Below are 18,566 nucleotides of genomic sequence, written 5' to 3'. Positions count from 1 at the left end.
TCGCGACAAACGCCAAAGGCGTTTGCGCGGAGATCATGCTCAACAAGATGACTGATGATGAGGTGCTCCGATGGCTGACTTTCTCGGCATGATGAAACAGGCGGCGCAGTTGCAGACGAAGATGCAGGAGATGCAGGAGGAACTCGGCAACGTCGAGGTCGAGGGCATCTCGGGCGGCGGTCTGGTTGCCGTGCGCATGACCGCCAAAATGGACGTGAAGAGCATCAAGATCGATCCGTCGCTGCTCAAGCCGGAGGAGGCCGAGATCCTGGAGGACCTGCTGGTCACCGCGCATGGCGATGCGCGCCGCAAGGCTGAAGCCGCGATGCAGGAGAAGATGCAGGCCATCACCGGCAAGCTCGGCCTGCCGCCAGGCTTCGGTTTTGGTTAGTTGACCTGATGACATTCGTGAACTGATGGCCGTCGCCGGTCCCGAGATCGAACGCCTGATCCAATTGCTTGCGCGCCTGCCCGGCCTCGGACCGCGCTCGGCGCGGCGCGCCGCGCTGCATCTGATCAAGAAGCGCGAGGCGCTGATGGTGCCGCTTGCCTCGGCGCTGCAGGTCGCGATCGATCGCATCCAGGTCTGCAAGACCTGCGGCAATATCGATACGCAAAGCCCGTGCACTGTGTGCACCGATCCGCGTCGAGATCCGGCGATGATCGTCGTCGTCGCCGACGTCGCCGACCTCTGGGCGCTGGAGCGCGCCAAGGCCTCCAACGGCCGCTATCACGTGCTCGGCGGCACGCTGTCGCCGCTCGATGGCGTCGGCCCGCAGGATCTCACCATCGATGCGCTGGTGCAGCGCGCGCATGCGCCCGAGGTGTCCGAGATCATCCTCGCTTTGAATGCGACGGTCGACGGCCAGACCACCGCGCACTACATCACCGACCTCCTGCAGGAGGCGAACGTCAAGGTCACGCGGCTGGCACATGGCGTGCCGGTCGGCGGCGAGCTCGATTATCTCGACGAAGGCACGCTTTCGGCCGCGATGCGGCAGCGGACCTTGTTCTAAGCACAGACGGAAGTGGAATGATGACGAAACGCGGATTCGGCAAACGGCTGGCTTTGGGCGCGATTCTGGCGGCGCTCTCGGCGCCGTCAGTGCTGGCGCAGCAAAGCGAGGCGCCGCAGAAGGCGGGCAAGCCGCTCAATGCCGGTGACGTGCTGTCGGGAGAGCTGAACGCGCTCAAGCTCAAAGGCGCCAAGCCGGGCCAGCCGTCCGCCGCCTATCAGATCACGAGCGAGCCGCGCCGCCTGCCGCCGCCGAGCGGGCTGTGCAACCTGGAGACCGGCCCGGAGACGTTCCAGCTCGTCACCGCGAACACGGCGCAGGCGTCGCAGCTCAAGGGTCTGCTCGGCAAGCAGATCGCGGTCAAGGTCGACGAGATCGCCTGCGCCCAGGATGCGGGACAGATGAGCGAGGCGGTCGTGACCAAGTGGAGCTTGGTGAAGCGGTGAGACCTGATCGGGGCGTCCACGCTAACGCGGCGTCCTGGCTTTCCGCTGTCGTCGCTCGGCTCGACCGGGCGATCCAGTACGCCGCGGCTGCTCGCTCGATGGCTGAGGTCTCTGGAATACTGGGTCACCCGTCGGAGCCTGTCATCGGGCTCGTCGAAGACGACACCCGGTGGCTGGCGACGACGGTTGAATGTAAGGCGGCAGCTACACCTTCACTGGCCCCAACTGGTCGAAATGTCCGCGCCGCTGCAGCCAGGCGAGCAGCACGAGGCTCGGGATCGCGACCAGCACGCAGATCACGAAGAACAGCGGCCAGCCGGTCGCCTTCGCCACGTAGCCGGCGCCTGACGACAAATAGGTGCGCCCGACCGCGGCGAGCGCGGTCAGCAGTGCATATTGGGTGGCGGTGTGCAGCGGGTTCTGACACAGCGCGGAGAGATAGGCGACGAAGATCACGGTGCCGACCGCGCTGGTGAAGTTTTCCGCCGAGATCGCCAGCGCCAGTGCCCATTGATTGACTCCGACGATCGCAAGCCAGGAGAACGAGAGGTTCGCCATCGCCTGCACCACGCCGCCGATCCAGAGACTCGTCGCGAGCGAATAGCGCCGCGCGACGAAACCGCCGGCAAAGCCGCCGGCGAGCGTGGCGGCGAGGCCGACGCCTTTCACGATCGCGGCGTAGTCGACCTTGCTGAAGCCGAGATCGATCACGAACGGCGCGGTCATCGTGCCGGAGAAGGCGTCGGTGAACTTGAACAGCACGACGAAGGCGAGCGCCGTGAGCGCATCACGTCGGCCGAGGAACTCGACGAAGGCTCCGGCAGCCGCATGCATCACGCGGGTGAGCGCGGTGTCGGCGCCCATCGCGGCCTCCGCCTGCTGCGACTGTGCCGGCTCGGTCGCCGCGAGGGCCGTGATCGTGCCGATCAGCACCAGTCCGGCCATCGCGACATAGCCCCACATCCAGGACGATGGCCGCGACAGTCCGCTGGTTTCGAACGCACTTACTACCACCAGCGCGCCGGCGGTCGAGACCAGCATGCCGATGCGATAGGCGGCGACATACGCCGCCATGCCCGCGGCCTGCTCGCTCTCCGGCAGGCTCTCGACGCGGAAGGCATCGACCACGATGTCCTGGGTCGCCGACATCGCGGCGACCAGCAGCGCGGCCAGCGCCACCATGAACGGCGCATGTGCCGGATCAGTGAGCGCCAGCAGCAGGATGGCGCCGATCAAGAGCAGCTGTGCGAACACCAGCCAGCCGCGCCGCCGTCCGAACGCGCGCGTTAGCAGCGGCACGTGCAGCGCGTCCACCAGCGGCGCCCAAAGGAATTTCAGCGTGTACGGCGTCCCGACGAGGGCGAACAGCCCGATCGTGCCGAGATCGACGCCGAGCTCACGCATCCAGATCTGAAGCGTCGAGCCGGACAACGCCAGCGGCAGGCCCGACGAGAAGCCGAGGAACAGCACCACGAGCACGCGCGGCTGCAAGTAGACGGCCATGCTCTCGCGCCAGGTGGGGGCGGGTTTGGCGGCGCCGGGGCTTGGAGCGGCAGCAGGGATCTCGGAAGCGGCGTCAGGTGCGGTCATGGGCGGGTGGTAGCAGATTTGAACGGCCTTCGCGACGCCACCATCACTCCCCCACCTGCACGCGTCCCGCCAGCGGAAACAGATCCGGCGTCGTGCCGGTAACCGGCGCGATGCGTGGTGAGTCCACCGGCGAATCCTGCTTGCTGAAATCGAGCTCCTCGATGCGGGCGGCGCGCTTCTCGATCTTGTCGGCGGAAATGAGGATCTGGCGGATGTCCTCGCCGACATCGCCGAAATGCTTCTGCAGTTTGAGCACGCGCTCGCGCAGGCGGCCGAGATCGTCGCCGAGATGGATCACCTCGTTGCGGATCTGGTCGGCGGCGTCGCGGATGCGCGCATCCTTCATGATCTGCTGCATGACCTGGATCGCGAGCATCAGCAGCGATGGCGACACCAGCACGACGCGCGCGCGATAGGCTCGCTGGATCACGTCATCGAAGCCGTCATGGATCTCGGCATAGACCGATTCCGACGGCACGAACATCAGCGCCGTGTCCTGCGTCTCGCCGACCACGAGGTACTTCTCGGCAATGTCATTGACGTGGCGGAGCACGTCGGTGCGCAGCCGCTGCGCCGCGGCGCGCTTCTCCTCCTCGGTCACGGCGTCGTGCAGTGCGGTCACGGCTTCCAGCGGAAACTTGGCGTCGATGCACAGCGGTCGCGAATCGGGCAGGAACACGACGCAGTCGGGCCGCTTGCCGCTGGCGAGCGTGTGCTGAAACGCGTAGCTGCCCTTCGGAAGCCCGTCCTGGACGATCGCCTCCATGCGCGCCTGGCCGAAGGCGCCGCGCGACTGTTTGTTGGCGAGGACGTCGCGCAAGGTCGTCACTTGCGTCGTCAGCTCGCTGAGATCACGGTGGGCGTTGTCGATGATGCCGAGGCGCTCGTGCAGCACGCGCAGACTATCCATTGTGTGGCGCGTGCTCTGCTCCATCGACTGTCCGACGCGGTGGGTGACCGCATCGAGCCGTTCGTTCACGCTGCGGGCCAGGTCCACCTGACGGCCGGCGAGCAGCTGGGCCATCGCGTCGACCCGGCCGGAGGCCTCGCTCTGGACGCGGATCATCTCGCCGAACCGTTGTTCGAGCTCGTCAGCCCGCATCGCCTGCTGGGCGGCGAGCTCCGCGCCGCGCCGTCCGGAGCGGGCCACGGCGGCCACGATGATCACGAGCAGCAGCAGCACCAGTACGCCGAATCCGATCAGCGCATCGCTCGCCCTGATGGGCAGGTCGCCGATGATGACGACGACAGGATTGAGGGATTGGCTGACGGTCATCACCCCCGTCTATCCGATTCGCGCAAGCTCGCGAACGAAGAGAGAACAATTATGGTTAAGGGCACGTTAAGAATCATGGTTAACGAAACGTTGAAATTCATGGTTAGTGAAGTCTTAACCGCGAGCCATCACATTGACCCCGCCGGTTCCGCGGCTTAAATCGCGCGCCATGTCCCTAAGAGAAATCATCATCCTGCCGGACCGGCAGTTGCGGCTGGTGTCCAAGCCGGTCGAGAAGGTCACGCTGGAGATCCGGCAGCTGGTCGACGACATGTTCCAGACCATGTATGACGCGCCGGGCATCGGGCTCGCAGCGATCCAGGTCGCGCAGCCGCTGCGCGTCATCACCATGGATCTGGCCAAGCCCGACGTGAACGGGGAAGGCAAGCGCGAGCCGCGCGTCTTCATCAATCCGGAGATCGTCGCCAAGTCGGACGAGCTGTCGGTCTACGAGGAAGGCTGCCTGTCGATCCCCGAATATTACGAGGAGGTCGAGCGGCCGGCGCGCGTGCGCGTGCGGTTCATCGATCTCGACGGGGTGGTCCGCGAGGAGGATGCCGAGGGGCTCTACGCCACCTGCATCCAGCATGAGATCGATCATCTCAACGGCGTGCTGTTCATCGACTATCTGTCGAAGCTGAAGCGCGACCGCGTGATGAAGAAGTTCACCAAGGCCGCCAAGCGCGCCAGCGAGTAACGATCAACTCTCTCCTCCGTCATGCCCGGGCTTGACCCGGGCATCCACGTCTCGCCGCGCGTTACAGGCAGCTCGACGTGGATGGCCGGGACAAGCCCGGCCATGACGCGGAGGATTCGGCAATGCAGGATCTTCCACCAGATGCCGCTTCGCCTGATCTTCATGGGCACGCCGGATTTCGCCGTGCCGACCCTGCTCGAACTCGCCGGCCACGGCCACGAGATCGCGGCGGTCTATACGCGCGCGCCGAAACCCGGCGGCCGCCGCGGCCTCGCGCTGCAGCCGACGCCGGTCGAGACCGAGGCGCGCCGGCTCGGCATTGCCGTGTTCACGCCGAAGACGCTGAAGACCGAGGAGGCCTTGGCCGAGTTTCAGGCTCATCAGGCCGATGCGGCCGTGGTCGTCGCCTACGGCATGATCCTTCCCCAAGCCATTCTCGATGCGCCCAAGCTCGGCTGCTACAATCTCCACGCTTCCCTGCTGCCGCGCTGGCGCGGTGCCGCGCCTATCAACCGCGCGATCATGGCGGGTGATGCCGAGTCCGGCGTCATGGTGATGAAGATGGATGTCGGGCTCGACACCGGCGATGTCGCGATGGCCGAGCGCCTTGCGATCACCGACGCGATGACGGCGTCCGATCTGCACGACCGCCTGTCGCGGATCGGCGCCGATCTCATGGTGCGCGCGATGGCGGCGCTAGAGCGCGGCGGGCTGACGCTGACGAAGCAGGCAGAGGAAGGCGTCACCTACGCCGCCAAGATCGAGAAGGCCGAGGCGCGGATCGACTGGACGAAGCCGGCCCACGCGGTGCTGCGGCACATCCACGGCCTGTCGCCATTTCCTGGCGCCTGGAGTGAGTTCACGCTTGATGGCGAAGCGGTCCGCTTGAAGATCCTGCGCTGCGCGCTTGCCGACGGCGGGGGCGAGCCGGGCGCCGTTCTTGACGAGCAGCTCACCATCGCCTGCGCCGACGGCGCCATCCGCGTCACCGAGCTACAGCGCGCCGGCAAGGGTCCCATGAAGGCCGCGGATTTCCTGCGCGGCACCCGTATCGCGCCGGGCCTGCGTTTCGGCTGACCACCTCATCTCGTCATGCGCGGGCTTGACCCGCGCATCCATCTCAAGAACAAGCTTCGTCCAGGGATGGATTGCCGGGTCGAGCCCGGCAATGACGGCAAAACTCGATCGGGTCAGATGCCCCGCTACAAGCTCACCATCGAATATGACGGCGCGCCGTACTGCGGCTGGCAACTGCAGGCGACCTTGCCGTCGGTGCAGGGCGCGCTCGAAGCGGCGGTGCAGGCGACCTGTGGCGTGCCGACCCGGGTGCATGGCTCGGGGCGCACCGATGCCGGCGTCCACGCCACCGGTCAGGTCGCGCATTGCGACGTTGAGAAAGAATTCCGGCCCGACAAATTGCGCGACGCGCTCAACGCGCATCTGCGGCCCAACCCGATCGCGGTGCTCGACGCCGAGATCGTTCCCGACACCTTCGAAGCACGCTTCTCCGCCCGCAGGCGGCACTATCGCTATCGCATCGTCAACCGCCGCTCCAATCTCGCGCTCGAGGTCGGCCGCGTCTGGCGCGTGCCGCAGCGGCTCGACTCGGACGCGATGCACGCGGCGGCCCAGCGGCTGATCGGCAAGCATGATTTCACGACTTTCCGCGACACGGAATGTCAGGCAAAATCGCCGGAGAAGACGCTCGATCAGCTCGACGTCGTCAGGGACGGCGATGCCATCACCATCCTCACCTCCGCACGCTCCTATCTGCACAGCCAGGTGCGCTCGATGGTTGGCTCGCTGGTGTGGGTCGGGCAGGGCCGCTGGAGCGCCGATGATCTCGCTGCCGCGCTCGCCGCGCGCAATCGCGCCGCCTGTGGCGTCGTCGCGCCGCCGGAAGGCCTCTATCTCGTGAAAGTCGACTATTGAGATCGTTCTGCAGTGGAACCCGCGAATCGCTATTAGCTGCCAATGATTATCCTAATGAGTAGTCGTTTCGGGAGTAAGGGACAGGATTCATTAACTCCAAATTGAAGCCCTCGCTGCTATCCGGACCTCAGGCTGCTGTCCAGCGAGGTCGATCGTGCGCATTCGTCAAGTCTTCCTGCTCTCTTTGCTGCTCGGGGCCGTCATCGGCCTGCTCGCAACCATGTTGTTCGCCTGGCAGCAGCTGACCTCGCTGCAGGCCGCGAGGACGGCAGGCCGTGATACGCAGCTGCTGGCCGCCATGCTGCGGCTGCCGGAAAAGCTGAACCTCGAGCGCGCCATGGTCAATCCACGCCTGGCGTCGCCGAATCCGGCGAACTCGGACGAGCTGGCCGCGCTGCAGAAGATACTTCAAGGCTCTGACGACGCCTTCGCCAAGGCGCGCAGCCTGGCGCTGCTGAGTGAAGACACCGCCGCGCTGGACTCGATCCAGCAGAAATTGCGTGCGACGCGCGGGGCCGCTCTCGATGCCGTCGCGCAGGCCAAGGCGGCGCGATCCGAAGCAATCGTCCGTGATTACGTGCCGCAGATGTTCACGATCCAGGAAACGACCGGCAGCCATGTCGACGTGATCGTGCGCCGGATCAATGCGGCCAATCCAGCGGTCGGCCAGGCCGCGCGTCTTGCCGTGATCGGCTGGGATTTGCGCGACTGGGCCGGTCGCGCCACGACGACGTTCGTTCGCATGATCGCGACCAAGCAGCCGATGGCGGGTGAACCGGCCGAGGCGCTCGCGACGTTCAAGGGACGCATCGAGCGCATCTGGACGACGGCCAAGCTCGCTGCCGCAGAGATCAACCAGAAGCCGATCTTCGCGGCCCTGACCGAGGTCGAGAATGGCTATTGGGCCCGCGGCGGCGAGTTCTATTCGTCGCAGGTGGCGCCGAACCGGGGCAAGGTGCTCGAGCTCGATCCCGACCAGTTCCTGCGGTCCGTATTCCCGATCCTCGATACGATCCTGCCGCTGCGGGATGCAGCCCTCGCCGAGGCGCTGAGCCAGAGCGAGGTCGCGATTGCCGAGTCGCAGACCCGTTTTGCCCTGGCGCTGGTCCTGTTGCTGATCAACGTCGCGGCCGCCGCACTGGGAACGGTCTGGTTCAATGCCCGCGTGATCAAGCCGCTGTCGAATCTGACCGAAATGATCCGTCGGATCGCCGGTGGCGAGCGCAGCGTCGAGATCGGATATGGCGATCGGACCGACGAAATCGGCACGCTCGCCAACGCCATCGGCGTTCTGCAGGAGAAGTCGGCGGAGGCCGACCGGCTGTCGCTGCAGGGCGCCGATGCCGAGGCGCGGCGCGATGCGCGCCGGCAGAAGATCGAGGCGCTCACCCGGCGGTTCGGCGAGGTCATCGACACGCTGTGCGGTCGGCTGAGCGATGCCGCGAGCGGCCTGAAGCAATCGGCCGAGACGCTCGACGGCTCGGCCAGCACCACCGCGTCCCGTGCCACCGCCGTGGCCGAAGCGGCGGCGCAGGCGACCTCTGGCGTCAATACGGTGGCGGCTGCCTCCGAGGAGCTCGACGCGTCGATGAAGGAGATCACCCGACAGATCGCGGAAGCCGCGTCGGAATCCTCGAACGCGACCAGCCAGGCGCTCGACACCACCGACAAGGTGCGCACGCTCGCCGGCAGCGCCACCCGCATCGGCGACGTCGTGCAACTGATCCGCGCCATCGCCTCGCAGACCAATCTGCTCGCGCTCAACGCCACGATCGAATCCGCGCGTGCGGGTGAGGCGGGCAAGGGGTTTGCCGTGGTCGCGTCAGAGGTGAAGAGTCTCGCATCCCAGACCAGCAAGGCCACCGAGGAGATCGAAAGCCAGATCGCCGCGATCCAGAACGAGACCGGCAGCACGGTGGCCGCGATCGAGAAGATCGCCGCCGTCGTCAACACCATCAGCGGCGTCACCGGTGCGGTGGCGAGCGCGGTGGCCGAGCAGAGCGCCACGACCCGCGAGATCGCCCGCAGTGTGCAGCAGACCGCGAGCGGCACCAACGACGTCTCGTCGTCGATCGCGCTGGTCAGCGCGGCCGCCGCGGACACCCGCGGATCGGCGCGCTCGCTGCTCGACTCCGCGGCGAGCCTTGCCGGCCAGGCCACCGACCTGCGTCGCGAGGTCGATCAGTTCCTGGCGGAGGTGAAGGCCGCCTGATCAGGATCAGGCGGGCCGCTCAGGCGAAATATCTTTCGAGAATGCCGCGATAGATCTTCGTCAGGGTCGCGATGTCGGCGACCGAGGCGCGCTCGTCGATCTGGTGCATGGTCTGGCCGACCAGGCCGAACTCGATCACCGGGCAGTAGCTCGATATGAAGCGCGCGTCCGAGGTGCCGCCGGTGGTCGACAGCTCCGGCTTGCGCCCCGTCACGCTCTCGATCGCGGCGACGGCGAGGTCGGTGAACGGTCCGGGCTTGGTCAGGAACACGTTGGAGTTCGACGGCAGCCAGTCGATGTGGGCGCGGATGCGGTTGCCACAGGCCTTGGCGAGCCGCTCTTCCACCAGCGCGCGCAGCGTCTCCTGCGTATGGCAGTCATTGTAGCGGATGTTGAACTTCGCCCGCGCCAGGCCCGGGATGACGTTGGTTGCGGTGTTGCCGACATCGACGGTGGTGAATTCGAGATTCGACGGCTGGAACTGCGCGCTGCCATGATCGAGCGGCTCGTCCGACAGTGCGACGATCAGGCGCGAGATGTCCGGCACCGGGTTGGAGGCACGGTGCGGATAGGCGACGTGGCCCTGCTTGCCCTCGACGATCAGGGTGCCGGACTGCGAGCCGCGGCGGCCGATCTTGATGCAGTCGCCCATGACCTCTTGATTGGACGGCTCGCCGAGCACGCAATGGTCGAATCGCTCGCCGCGCTCGGCCGCCCACTTCAGCAGCTTGATGGTGCCGTTGACCGAGACGTCCTCTTCGTCGCCAGTGATCAGGAACGAGATCGAGCCTTTTGGCTGTCCGCCGTGATCGCGTAGATAGTCGAGCACGGCCGCAACGCTGCAGGCGATGCCGCCCTTCATGTCGACGGCGCCGCGGCCATAGATGTAGCCGTCCTTCACCTCGCCGGAGAATGCAGGCAGGCTCCACGCCGCCTCGTCGCCGGGGGGCACAACGTCGGTATGACCGGCGAAGGTGATGTGCGGCCCCTCGGTGCCGATACGGGCGTAGAGATTGTCGATGTCGGCCGTGCCTGCTTCCGAGAAGGTCACGCGATGGGTCGTGAAGCCGGCCTGCTTCAGCAGGGCCTCGAGCACGCCGAGCGCCCCGGCATCGGCGGGGGTCACTGAGGGACAGCGGATCAGGTCGCGGGTGATGGCGAGGGCATCGGTCATGCCCTCGCTTAACATGGGCGCTCGGGCGGCGGCTAGTGCGGCCGCCCGAGCGCGGACGATCAGTCGCGCAAGAGCTCGTTGATCGAGGTCTTGGAGCGGGTGCGCTCGTCGACCCGCTTGACGATGACGGCGCAGGCGGTGGAGGGGCCGATCTGGCCGTTCTTCATCGGCTTGCCCGGCAGTGCGCCCGGCACAACGACGGCGTATTCCGGCACCTCGCCGACGAACACCTCGCCGGTCTCGCGGTCGACGATCTTGGTCGACGCGCCCAGGAACACGCCCATCGACAGCACCGCACCCTTGCGCACGACCACGCCCTCGGCAACCTCCGATCGCGCGCCGATGAAACAGTCATCCTCGATGATCACAGGACCGGCCTGCAGCGGCTCCAGCACGCCGCCGATGCCGACGCCGCCGGAGATGTGCACACGCTTGCCGATCTGGGCGCAGGAGCCGACCGTCGACCAGGTGTCGACCATGGTGGCTTCGTCGACATAGGCGCCGAGATTGACGAAGGACGGCATCAGCACGACGTTCTTAGCGATGTAGGCCGAGCGGCGCACGATCGCGCCGGGCACGGCGCGGAAGCCGGCATCGCGAAAACGGTTCTCGCCCCAGCCTTCGAACTTCGACGGCACCTTGTCCCACCACGACGCCTGGCCAGGGCCGCCTGGGATCACGCTCATGTCGTTGAGGCGGAACGACAGCAGCACGGCCTTCTTGAGCCACTGGTTGACGCTCCACTTGCCGTCCGATCCGCGCTCGGCGACGCGCGCCTCGCCCTTGTCGAGCAGCTCCAGCGCGCTCTCCACGGCGTCGCGGACCTCGCCCTTGGTCGTGGTCGAGACGCCGTCACGGGCATCGAAGGCGCTGTTGATGGTGGATTCCAGGGCGGACAGTGACATCGGTCGATCCTCGCTTGGTCCCTGGGCAGAAAGCCGGGGACGGCCGTGTACGAGCATGGTGGGCAGGGCGGCTTTTTCGGGATTTGGACCCGGAGAGTCAAGGACGCATCGGTGGCGTGGCCGTCCGCGCGGGAGGTGCAGCTTATCGCGCTCCGTCATTCCGGGATGGTCCGAAGGACCAGACCCGAAATCTCGAGATTCCGGGTTCGATGCATCGCATCGCCCCGGAATGACAGTTCAATGCGTGGCGGGTTTCACCCCGCCAGCCGCTGCAAGAATCCGGTCAGATCGTCCGTGACATGATCGACATGCGGGTCGTCGCGACCCGCCAGCTCCCAGTCCTCGCGCACCACCTCCTTGGTGCCGTCCGGCACCACGAGCACCGTGGTCATGCCGAGGTCGTGCGGCACCACGAGGTTGCGGGAAAGGTCCTCGAACATCGCCGCCCGTGTCGGATCGACGGCATGCAGCTTGAGGAATTTGTCGTAGGTCTCGCGCGCCGGCTTCGGCGTCAGCTCGGCCGCGATGATGTCGAACACGCCATGGAAATGCCCGGCAATGTCGAGCCGCGCCAGCACGGCATCGACATGGTCGACCGAGCCGTTGGTCAGGATCAGCTTGCGTCCGGGCAGCTTCTCGATCGCCGCGCCCATCGCCGGATTCGGCTCCAGCGGCGAGTGGTCGATCTTGTGCACATAGGCCAGGAAGTCGTCGGCGTGTACGCCGTGCTCGGTCATCATGCCGCGCATCGTCGTGCCATAGCGGCGGTAGTAGTCCTTCTGGATCCGGCGCGCCTCATCCGCGTCGACCTTGAGCCAGTTGGAGACGAACTCGCCGATCCGCGCATCGACCTGCTGCCACAGATTGACGTGATGCGGATATAGCGTGTTGTCGAGATCGAACACCCAGGTGTCGACGTGATCGAAGGCGCGGGGGGATTCTGTCATGTGGGCGTCGGTCCATCCTGCCTTCGGTCATCATGCCCGGCTAGGGCGGCATATTCCGCTGTCGTTCCGGCGAACGCCGGGACCCATACCGCGGAAGCTATCTTGCGGCATGATGGCTGATGCCGATGGCCCAAACCTCGGCCGGTGGTTATGGATCCCGGCGTTCGCCGGGATGACAGCTGTGGGTGTGGTGGCAACGTGGGCAACATCGATATGCCTATCAAGGCAGTGCAAATCGCAGCGTCTTGCCGCCGCGGGTGATGTCGACGGCGGTGAAGCCGGTGGCGGTGAAGCCGCGGCTCGGACAGTCGCCCTGCTCGGATGTCTCGAACTTGTTCTCGCGGGTGCAGAGCTGCACCAGCCCGCCCCAGTTCAGCGGCTTGTTCTTCACTTTGATGGTGCGGTTCTCATCGTCGACCGCTTCGGCGAAGCTGTAGACCTTCTTCGGCTGTCCGGTGATGTCCGGATGCAGGCATTTGCCGGCATCGATCCGGTACCAGCCGCGGCTGACCACGGTGCGGCCGTCGTCCGTCGCCACCGCCGCCATCACCTTGTGCGGTGTGTCGTTGCACCAGGTCAGCCCGGTGGGTGAGGGCGTCTGCACGGCGTCCACCATCGTGGCAAAGAACGTCGGCTGCGACACGACATCGGACCCAAGCCCGCGGCTTTTCAGGAACGCAGCGAGCGCCGCTTGCGTCTTCGGCCCCTCGACGCCGTCGATCGGCGAGGCGTCATAGCCGGCGATGCCGAGCAGCCGCTGGATGCCGGCGAGCCGCGCCTGCTCGTCGTCATATTCGGCGCTCTCGGCGAGGTAGGCGATCAGGGTGCCGTCGTCGGTCTTGCTCGGTGTCACCTGCGTGAACGCTGCCGGCGTCTGCCCGGTGCGGCACTGGCGGGCGGCTGCGATGACGAAATTGTCCGGCGCCACGCATAGCTGGTCGTTGCCATTCTCGGCGAGCGGCGAAGCGCCGTAGAGGCTCAACGCGCGCGCATGCAGCAGGATGCGGTCGGCGGTCATGGTCCCCTGCAGCACCACACGGCAGGTCGCCGGATCGAGCCGGAACCAGCCGCGCGTCGCGGTCGCTGCTTTCTCGTCGATGCCGATCGCGGCCTCGACGACATAGCTCATGCGGTTGCATAGCTTGAGGTCGGCGAGGGCGGGGGTGATGGTGGTGAGGAGAGGAAGAAGTAAAGCGGATAGAGCGAGAGCGATGCGAGTTTTGGTGGACGTTTTATCCGCGGATATTTCCGTAGCGTCATGGCCGGGCTTGACCCGGCCATCCACGTCTTTGCAACCACCGGAAAGGAAATCGTGGAAGCCCGGGCCTTCGCCGCGCCGAAGCGGCTTCGGCCGCGCAGGCGGGTCAAGCCCGGGTACGACGAGTCCTGACTGCGTGGCGACCGTGTCCATCACTTATGAATCAGTGTGCCCGTGCCTTGGTTGGTGAACAGCTCGAGCAGCACGGCGTGCTGCACCTTGCCGTCCAGGATGACGACGCCCTGCACGCCCTGCTCGAGTGCGTAGATGCAGGTCTCGACCTTCGGGATCATGCCGCCGGAGATGGTGCCATCGGCGATCAGCTTGCGCGCGTCCTTCACCGACAATTCCGGGATCAGCTTCTTCGACTTGTCGAGCACGCCGGGCACGTCGGTGAGCAGCAAGAGGCGCTTGGCCTTCAGCGCACCGGCCACAGCCCCGGCGAACGTATCGGCATTCACGTTGAAGGTCTGGCCTTCCTTCGAGGTCGCCAGCGGCGCGAGGATCGGGATCAGCTCGTAGCCGATCAGCTGATTCAGCAGCGTCAGATCGACCTTGTCCGGCTCGCCGACGAAGCCGAGATCGACCACCTTCTCGATGTGACTGTCGGGATCGACCATGGTGCGGGTCGCCTTGACCGCGCGCACCATGTTGCCGTCCTTGCCGCACAGCCCGACGGCCTTGCCGCCGGCCTCGTTGATGTAGCCGACCAGCTGCTTGTTGATGGAGCCGGCCAGCACCATCTCGACGATCTCGATGGTTGCGGCATCGGTGATGCGCAGGCCGGCGGCGAATTCGGAGACGATGCCGAGGCGCTTGAGCATGGTCGCGATCTGCGGTCCGCCGCCGTGCACCACCACCGGATTGATGGCGGTCTGCTCGAGCAGCACGATGTCGCGCGCGAACGCTTTCGCGGTGTCCTCGTCACCCATGGCGTGGCCGCCATATTTGATGACGATGGTCTCGTCGTCATACTCCTGCATGTGCGGGAGCGCTTCGGACAGGATGCGGGCCTGATCGAGCGGGCTGATGGTGGTCGCGTCGGTCATGTCTGGGAGGTCTCGGCTGTCGGGGGCGTCGCGCCGCGTTCTAGCCGATTGCCGCCCGCGGCGCAAAGCGCCGGATCACGCCCGCCGCGGCCACAGCGCGCAGACCGCGAGTGCGAGCCAGCTCGCGATCTGCAAGCTACCGCCGATCGGCGCCGCGAACGGAAACAGCCGATCGCCGGTGAACTGCCGCATCAGGAGGTCGCCGGCGAACAGGGCCGGGCCGAGCACGAAGCCGATCGCCGTGATCAGGCCGATGCGCCGATGAACCACGCCGCGCTCTGCCAGCGCGATGGTGCCGAGCAGGGCGCAGGCGTGGAACAGCAGCATGGTGGAGGCGGTCGCGAGCCGCGATGCGTCAGGCTCGTGCGCGGCCTTGGCCGCCAGCGCGACGCCGGCGGCGCCCATCAGCCCGGCCATCGCGACCAGGATTCGCCACGGCGTCATCATGTGCTCCGCTCTTCCAGCAGCCGCACCATGGCGGCACGCAGCTCCGGCATGCCGGCGCCGGATCGTGACGACGTCGCCAGCACCTGAGGAAACGCCGCCGGATGCTTGGCGAGCGCGGCCTCGGTCTCGGCGATCCGGCTTGCGAGCTCAGCCGGCTTGATCTGGTCGGCCTTGGTCAGGACGAGCTGATAGCTGACGGCGGACCTGTCGAGCGTTTTGAGAATCTCCTGATCGACCTCCTTCAGCCCATGACGGGCATCGATCAGCACATAGACGCGGGCGAGCGAGGCGCGGCCGAGCAGGAATTTGTGGATCAGCTCGGTCCAGGACGCGACCTTGGTCTTCGCCGCGGCGGCATATCCATAGCCGGGCATGTCGACCAGCCGCAGCGGCGCATGCTCGGGCCCCTCGAAGAAGATCAGCTCCTGGGTGCGGCCCGGCGTATGCGAGGTGCGCGCCAGCGCGTTCTGGCCGGTCAGTGCGTTGATCAGGCTGGACTTGCCGACATTGGAGCGGCCGGCGAAGGCGACTTCGAGGCTTCCCATCGGCGGCAGGCTCTCGATCGAGGGCGAGGCGTGGGTGAAGCGCCACGATTGAGCGAACAGCTTGCGGCCTTTTTCGATCAGGCGCTCGTCAGTGTCGTGGCTGGTGGTCATGACAAGGCCTCGCTCTTCGTCATGCCCGGGCCTGACCCGGGCATCCACGCCCATTGCGCGGGATATCAAAACGTGGATGGCCGGGACAAGCCCGGCCATGACGGTAGATGGTTTGTTGCTTCAGCGGCTCACGCCGCCTTACTCGTCACGCCGCTTTTTTTTTGAACGTGCCGCGGATGTTGTCGAACAGCTCCACCTTCACGCCGTTGCGGCGCATGATGAAGCCCTGCTGCAACACCGACAGCGTGTTGTTCCAGGCCCAATAGATCACGAGGCCGGCCGGGAAGCCCGCGAGCATGAAGGTGAAGATCAGCGGCATCCAGTTGAAGATCATCGCCTGCGTCGGATCCGGCGGCGTCGGGTTCAGCTTCATCTGGAACCACATCGTGATGCCCATGATGATCGGCCAGATGCCGAGCGCCAGGTAGTGGCCGAACAGCGGCAGCTGGGTCGGGTCGAACGGGATCAGGCCGAACAGCGTGAACAGATTGGTCGGATCCGGCGCCGACAGGTCCTTGATCCAGCCATAGAACGGCGCATGCCGCATCTCGATGGTGACGAACAGCACCTTGTAGAGCGAGAAGAACACCGGGATCTGCAGCACGACCGGAAGACAGCCGGCGACCGGGTTGATCTTCTCCTTCTTGTAGATCTCCATCATCTCCTGCTGCTGCTTCATCCGGTCGTCCGGATAGCGCTCCTTGAGCGCCTGGAGCTGCGGCTGGATCGCCTTCATCTTCGCCATCGAGGCGTAGGACTTGTTGGCGAGCGGGAAGAACAGGAGCTTCACCAGCACCGTCACCAGCAGGATCGAGATGCCGAAATTGCCGAAGAAGCGGAAGAAGAAATCCAGCGCCAGGAACATCGGCTTGGTCAGGAAGTAGAACCAGCCCCAGTCGATCAGGAGATCGAAATGGTTCAGCCCGAGCTGCTGGTTGTAGCCGCCGAGGCCGCCGATCGGGAAGTTGATGCCGACGACGCCGGCCTCCTTGGCGCCGGCGAACAGCCGCGTGGAGACGCTGGCCGAGCCGCCGGCCGGTACCGTCTGCGGGGTCTCGACATAGTCCGTCTGGTAGCGATGCTGGTTGTCGACCAGCTTCGACGAATAGTTCGCCTGCAGGCGGGCATCCGTCATCGGCAGCAGCGCGGCCGCCCAATATTTGTCGGTGATGCCGAGCCAGCCATTGGTGACGTCGAACTTCGCCGCCTTCTCGTCGTCCATCTTCTTGTAGGTGAATTCCTGCAGGCCCTTTTCGCCGAGATAGCCGATCAGGCCTTCATGCAGGATGTAATAGCCCGAGACTTGCGGCGTGCCATGACGCGAGATCAGGCCGTAGGGATACAGCGTCACCGGCGCATTGCCGGCGTTGGTGACGTCGTCCTTGATGGTGAAGAGATAGTGGTCGTCCACGGAAATGGTGCGCTGGAAGGTCAGGCCGTCGCCGTTGGTGAAGGTCAGCTTCACCGGGGTCGAGGGCGTCAGCGCGTTGGAGCCGTCCTGCTGCCACATCGTGCTCTGGTCCGGCACCTGCACCTTGGCGCCGGCGGCGTTGACCCAGCCGAACTCGGCGTAATAGGGCTCGGCGGTGTTGGACGGCGAGAACAGCACGATCGCCGGCGATTTCGGATCGACCGTCTCGCGGTACTTCACGAAAGCCAGATCGTCGATGCGCGCGCCCTTCAGCGAGATGCTGCCGGTCAGCCGCGGCGTGTCGATCTTGACGCGCGGGGTGGCGGCGATGGCGGTGTCGCGCGGCATCACGCCTGTGCTGATCACGGCCCCGCCCGGTGCGCTCGGGCTGCCGGTTGCGGAAGCGCCCGGCTGCGGGGTGGCAGACGGAGCGGTGCTGTCGGGCTGCGTTGCCGGCGCCTGCTTCTTGGCGAGCTCGGCCTGCAGTTGGGCCTGCGCGCGCTGCTTCTCCATCTGCGGTCCGTTGTAGAAGACCTGCCACAGGATCAGCACGAGGCCGGACAGAATGACGGCGAGGATGGTGTTGCGATTGTCGGTCATCGTTTTCTTATCGTCTCGTCGTTCAATCCGGTTTGCGGGAATGCGCGTCCGGTGCGGGAGCGTTTGGCTGATCCGCATCCGACGGCTTGCGCGGCTGCGGCTTGGCCTGCGGCCGGTCGAGGCGGCGGAGCGTCGCCTGGAGGTCGGCGAGCATGGTCGAGAAGTCGCGTGACAGGGCATCCCGCCGGCCGACCAGCACGTAGTCACTGTGCGGCCGCATCGACAGGGGATCGAGCCGTTTCACAAGCTCGCGCAACCGCCGACGGATGCGATTACGCTCCGTGGCGGTGCCATTCTTCTTGGTGACGGTAAAGCCGATCCGGATCGGGCCCTGGTCCGGCCGTTCCCGGCGCTGGACTCCGAAGGCAGGACTGTTCGCCCGCACGCCATCGGCAACGGCGAGGAAGTCCGCCCGCTGCCGTAGCCGATCCATGATGGAAATCTCCGGGACAGACGCCCTGGCTTCAGGCGCTGAGACGCTTGCGGCCCCGGGCGCGACGCGCGGCAAGGACCTTGCGGCCGCCGGTGGTGGCGAGACGGGCGCGGAAGCCGTGACGGCGCTTGCGCACCAGTTTGCTGGGTTGATAAGTCCGCTTCACGGGTCGTTCTCCGCTGCCGGGCAATTTGCCAGTTGACAACTTGCCTGCTTGAAATGTCGATTGATGTCCGGTGATGCTTCCGGGCCCGAAATGGACCGCTGCCGGCCCTGAAATCGAGCCGCTCCCGGGCGGGCCGGGTCATCGCGGACGGTTGGCGCGGCTTATAAGGGAGCGTCCCGCCTTCGTCAATCGCGGCAAGGCGTCCTAGGCGGTGCAGGCGATCGACGGCGCCGAGATCTCGTAAAGACCTTCGTCACCGGCCGTGCGTCGGCGTGGCGAATGAGACGAAGCAAGACGAGAAACGCAAGACCCTGGGCGCAAGACGAGGGCAAGAATAGCCTCGGCACGGCG

19 protein-coding genes are annotated in these 18,566 nt (G+C 65.9%); 7 read left to right on the top strand and 12 right to left on the bottom strand.

What is annotated here, in order from left to right; all coding sequences use genetic code 11:
* Positions 1–70: 70 nt before the first annotated feature.
* Genes QX070_RS03675 through QX070_RS03665 form a run of 3 tightly spaced genes read left to right on the top strand, consistent with a single transcriptional unit; the run spans position 71 to position 1,462 of the window.
* On the top strand, positions 71–391 hold the full coding sequence (locus tag QX070_RS03675; RefSeq protein ID WP_315715348.1) for a YbaB/EbfC family nucleoid-associated protein: 321 nt from the start codon (positions 71–73) through the stop codon (positions 389–391).
* 25 nt (positions 392–416) lie between these two features.
* Complete coding sequence (gene recR / locus QX070_RS03670; RefSeq protein WP_008964175.1) at positions 417–1,016, top strand: recombination mediator RecR; 600 nt, start codon at positions 417–419, stop codon at positions 1,014–1,016.
* Positions 1,017–1,036: 20 nt separating this feature from the next.
* Positions 1,037–1,462 (top strand): hypothetical protein, encoded by a 426-nt coding sequence (locus tag QX070_RS03665; RefSeq protein WP_315734946.1) that lies wholly within the window; start codon positions 1,037–1,039, stop codon positions 1,460–1,462.
* A gap of 204 nt (positions 1,463–1,666) precedes the next feature.
* On the opposite strand, the gene QX070_RS03660 is transcribed toward QX070_RS03665, so the two are convergent.
* On the bottom strand, positions 1,667–3,052 hold the full coding sequence (locus tag QX070_RS03660; protein ID WP_315734944.1) for an AmpG family muropeptide MFS transporter: 1,386 nt from the start codon (positions 3,050–3,052) through the stop codon (positions 1,667–1,669).
* A 43-nt stretch (positions 3,053–3,095) separates the two neighbouring features.
* Positions 3,096–4,328: a DNA recombination protein RmuC gene (locus QX070_RS03655; protein ID WP_315734942.1), complete on the bottom strand. Its 1,233-nt coding sequence runs from the start codon at positions 4,326–4,328 to the stop codon at positions 3,096–3,098.
* 169 nt (positions 4,329–4,497) lie between these two features.
* On the opposite strand from QX070_RS03655, the gene def reads away from it, so the two are divergent.
* The 4 genes from def (at position 4,498) to QX070_RS03635 (ending at position 9,169) form a co-directional block, all read left to right on the top strand.
* The gene (gene def / locus QX070_RS03650) at positions 4,498–5,025 is read left to right on the top strand and encodes a peptide deformylase (protein ID WP_315734940.1); all 528 of its coding nucleotides are present in this window, start codon (positions 4,498–4,500) and stop codon (positions 5,023–5,025) included.
* A gap of 141 nt (positions 5,026–5,166) precedes the next feature.
* Complete coding sequence (fmt, locus tag QX070_RS03645; protein ID WP_315734937.1) at positions 5,167–6,102, top strand: methionyl-tRNA formyltransferase; 936 nt, start codon at positions 5,167–5,169, stop codon at positions 6,100–6,102.
* A gap of 117 nt (positions 6,103–6,219) precedes the next feature.
* Complete coding sequence (truA, locus tag QX070_RS03640; protein WP_315734935.1) at positions 6,220–6,957, top strand: tRNA pseudouridine(38-40) synthase TruA; 738 nt, start codon at positions 6,220–6,222, stop codon at positions 6,955–6,957.
* A gap of 154 nt (positions 6,958–7,111) precedes the next feature.
* A complete protein-coding gene (locus QX070_RS03635; RefSeq protein ID WP_315734933.1) occupies positions 7,112–9,169 on the top strand; it encodes a methyl-accepting chemotaxis protein in 2,058 nt (685 codons plus the stop codon).
* A 19-nt stretch (positions 9,170–9,188) separates the two neighbouring features.
* Here the strand turns inward: QX070_RS03635 and dapE are convergent, their stop codons facing one another.
* From dapE to rpmH, 10 genes are all read right to left on the bottom strand, one after another.
* Positions 9,189–10,343 carry a succinyl-diaminopimelate desuccinylase gene (gene dapE / locus QX070_RS03630; protein WP_315734931.1) on the bottom strand — a complete coding sequence of 385 codons (1,155 nt, stop codon included), beginning with the start codon at positions 10,341–10,343 and terminating at the stop codon, positions 9,189–9,191.
* A gap of 59 nt (positions 10,344–10,402) precedes the next feature.
* The gene (gene dapD / locus QX070_RS03625) at positions 10,403–11,248 is read right to left on the bottom strand and encodes a 2,3,4,5-tetrahydropyridine-2,6-dicarboxylate N-succinyltransferase (protein WP_315734929.1); all 846 of its coding nucleotides are present in this window, start codon (positions 11,246–11,248) and stop codon (positions 10,403–10,405) included.
* A 254-nt stretch (positions 11,249–11,502) separates the two neighbouring features.
* The gene (locus QX070_RS03620) at positions 11,503–12,195 is read right to left on the bottom strand and encodes a pyrimidine 5'-nucleotidase (RefSeq protein WP_315734927.1); all 693 of its coding nucleotides are present in this window, start codon (positions 12,193–12,195) and stop codon (positions 11,503–11,505) included.
* A gap of 220 nt (positions 12,196–12,415) precedes the next feature.
* Positions 12,416–13,480 carry a DUF1036 domain-containing protein gene (locus tag QX070_RS03615; RefSeq protein WP_315734925.1) on the bottom strand — a complete coding sequence of 355 codons (1,065 nt, stop codon included), beginning with the start codon at positions 13,478–13,480 and terminating at the stop codon, positions 12,416–12,418.
* Between the two features lie 125 nt (positions 13,481–13,605).
* Entirely contained in the window at positions 13,606–14,502 is an 897-nt protein-coding gene (gene argB / locus QX070_RS03610) for an acetylglutamate kinase (protein WP_012047096.1), read from the bottom strand.
* Positions 14,503–14,577: 75 nt separating this feature from the next.
* Complete coding sequence (locus QX070_RS03605; protein ID WP_315734924.1) at positions 14,578–14,949, bottom strand: DUF423 domain-containing protein; 372 nt, start codon at positions 14,947–14,949, stop codon at positions 14,578–14,580.
* Entirely contained in the window at positions 14,946–15,605 is a 660-nt protein-coding gene (gene yihA / locus QX070_RS03600) for a ribosome biogenesis GTP-binding protein YihA/YsxC (RefSeq protein WP_315734923.1), read from the bottom strand. Before yihA ends, QX070_RS03605 begins: the two co-directional genes overlap by 4 nt.
* 145 nt (positions 15,606–15,750) lie before the next feature.
* Complete coding sequence (yidC, locus tag QX070_RS03595; protein WP_315734922.1) at positions 15,751–17,616, bottom strand: membrane protein insertase YidC; 1,866 nt, start codon at positions 17,614–17,616, stop codon at positions 15,751–15,753.
* A gap of 22 nt (positions 17,617–17,638) precedes the next feature.
* Positions 17,639–18,049 (bottom strand): ribonuclease P protein component, encoded by a 411-nt coding sequence (gene rnpA, locus QX070_RS03590; protein ID WP_315734921.1) that lies wholly within the window; start codon positions 18,047–18,049, stop codon positions 17,639–17,641.
* Between the two features lie 31 nt (positions 18,050–18,080).
* Positions 18,081–18,215 carry a 50S ribosomal protein L34 gene (gene rpmH / locus QX070_RS03585; protein WP_006609582.1) on the bottom strand — a complete coding sequence of 45 codons (135 nt, stop codon included), beginning with the start codon at positions 18,213–18,215 and terminating at the stop codon, positions 18,081–18,083.
* Positions 18,216–18,566: the final 351 nt, after the last annotated feature.

The sequence above is a fragment of the Bradyrhizobium sp. SZCCHNR1093 genome (assembly GCF_032381175.1).
GTDB lineage: Bacteria > Pseudomonadota > Alphaproteobacteria > Rhizobiales > Xanthobacteraceae > Bradyrhizobium.
The sequence above is the reverse complement of the archived record's forward strand: the minus strand, read 5'-3'. Positions and strand labels throughout refer to the sequence as shown.

Bases quoted from the DNA above. Each gene is read 5' to 3' on its own strand.
- QX070_RS03675 (WP_315715348.1), top strand. From the start codon at position 71: ATGGCTGACTTTCTCGGCATGATGAAACAGGCGGCGCAGTTGCAGACG.
- recR (WP_008964175.1), top strand. From the start codon at position 417: ATGGCCGTCGCCGGTCCCGAGATCGAACGCCTGATCCAATTGCTTGCG.
- QX070_RS03665 (WP_315734946.1), top strand. From the start codon at position 1,037: ATGACGAAACGCGGATTCGGCAAACGGCTGGCTTTGGGCGCGATTCTG.
- QX070_RS03660 (WP_315734944.1), bottom strand. From the start codon at position 3,052: ATGACCGCACCTGACGCCGCTTCCGAGATCCCTGCTGCCGCTCCAAGC.
- QX070_RS03655 (WP_315734942.1), bottom strand. From the start codon at position 4,328: ATGACCGTCAGCCAATCCCTCAATCCTGTCGTCGTCATCATCGGCGAC.
- def (WP_315734940.1), top strand. From the start codon at position 4,498: ATGTCCCTAAGAGAAATCATCATCCTGCCGGACCGGCAGTTGCGGCTG.
- fmt (WP_315734937.1), top strand. From the start codon at position 5,167: ATGCCGCTTCGCCTGATCTTCATGGGCACGCCGGATTTCGCCGTGCCG.
- truA (WP_315734935.1), top strand. From the start codon at position 6,220: ATGCCCCGCTACAAGCTCACCATCGAATATGACGGCGCGCCGTACTGC.
- dapE (WP_315734931.1), bottom strand. From the start codon at position 10,343: ATGACCGATGCCCTCGCCATCACCCGCGACCTGATCCGCTGTCCCTCA.
- dapD (WP_315734929.1), bottom strand. From the start codon at position 11,248: ATGTCACTGTCCGCCCTGGAATCCACCATCAACAGCGCCTTCGATGCC.
- QX070_RS03620 (WP_315734927.1), bottom strand. From the start codon at position 12,195: ATGACAGAATCCCCCCGCGCCTTCGATCACGTCGACACCTGGGTGTTC.
- argB (WP_012047096.1), bottom strand. From the start codon at position 14,502: ATGACCGACGCGACCACCATCAGCCCGCTCGATCAGGCCCGCATCCTG.
- QX070_RS03605 (WP_315734924.1), bottom strand. From the start codon at position 14,949: ATGATGACGCCGTGGCGAATCCTGGTCGCGATGGCCGGGCTGATGGGC.
- yihA (WP_315734923.1), bottom strand. From the start codon at position 15,605: ATGACCACCAGCCACGACACTGACGAGCGCCTGATCGAAAAAGGCCGC.
- yidC (WP_315734922.1), bottom strand. From the start codon at position 17,616: ATGACCGACAATCGCAACACCATCCTCGCCGTCATTCTGTCCGGCCTC.
- rnpA (WP_315734921.1), bottom strand. From the start codon at position 18,049: ATGGATCGGCTACGGCAGCGGGCGGACTTCCTCGCCGTTGCCGATGGC.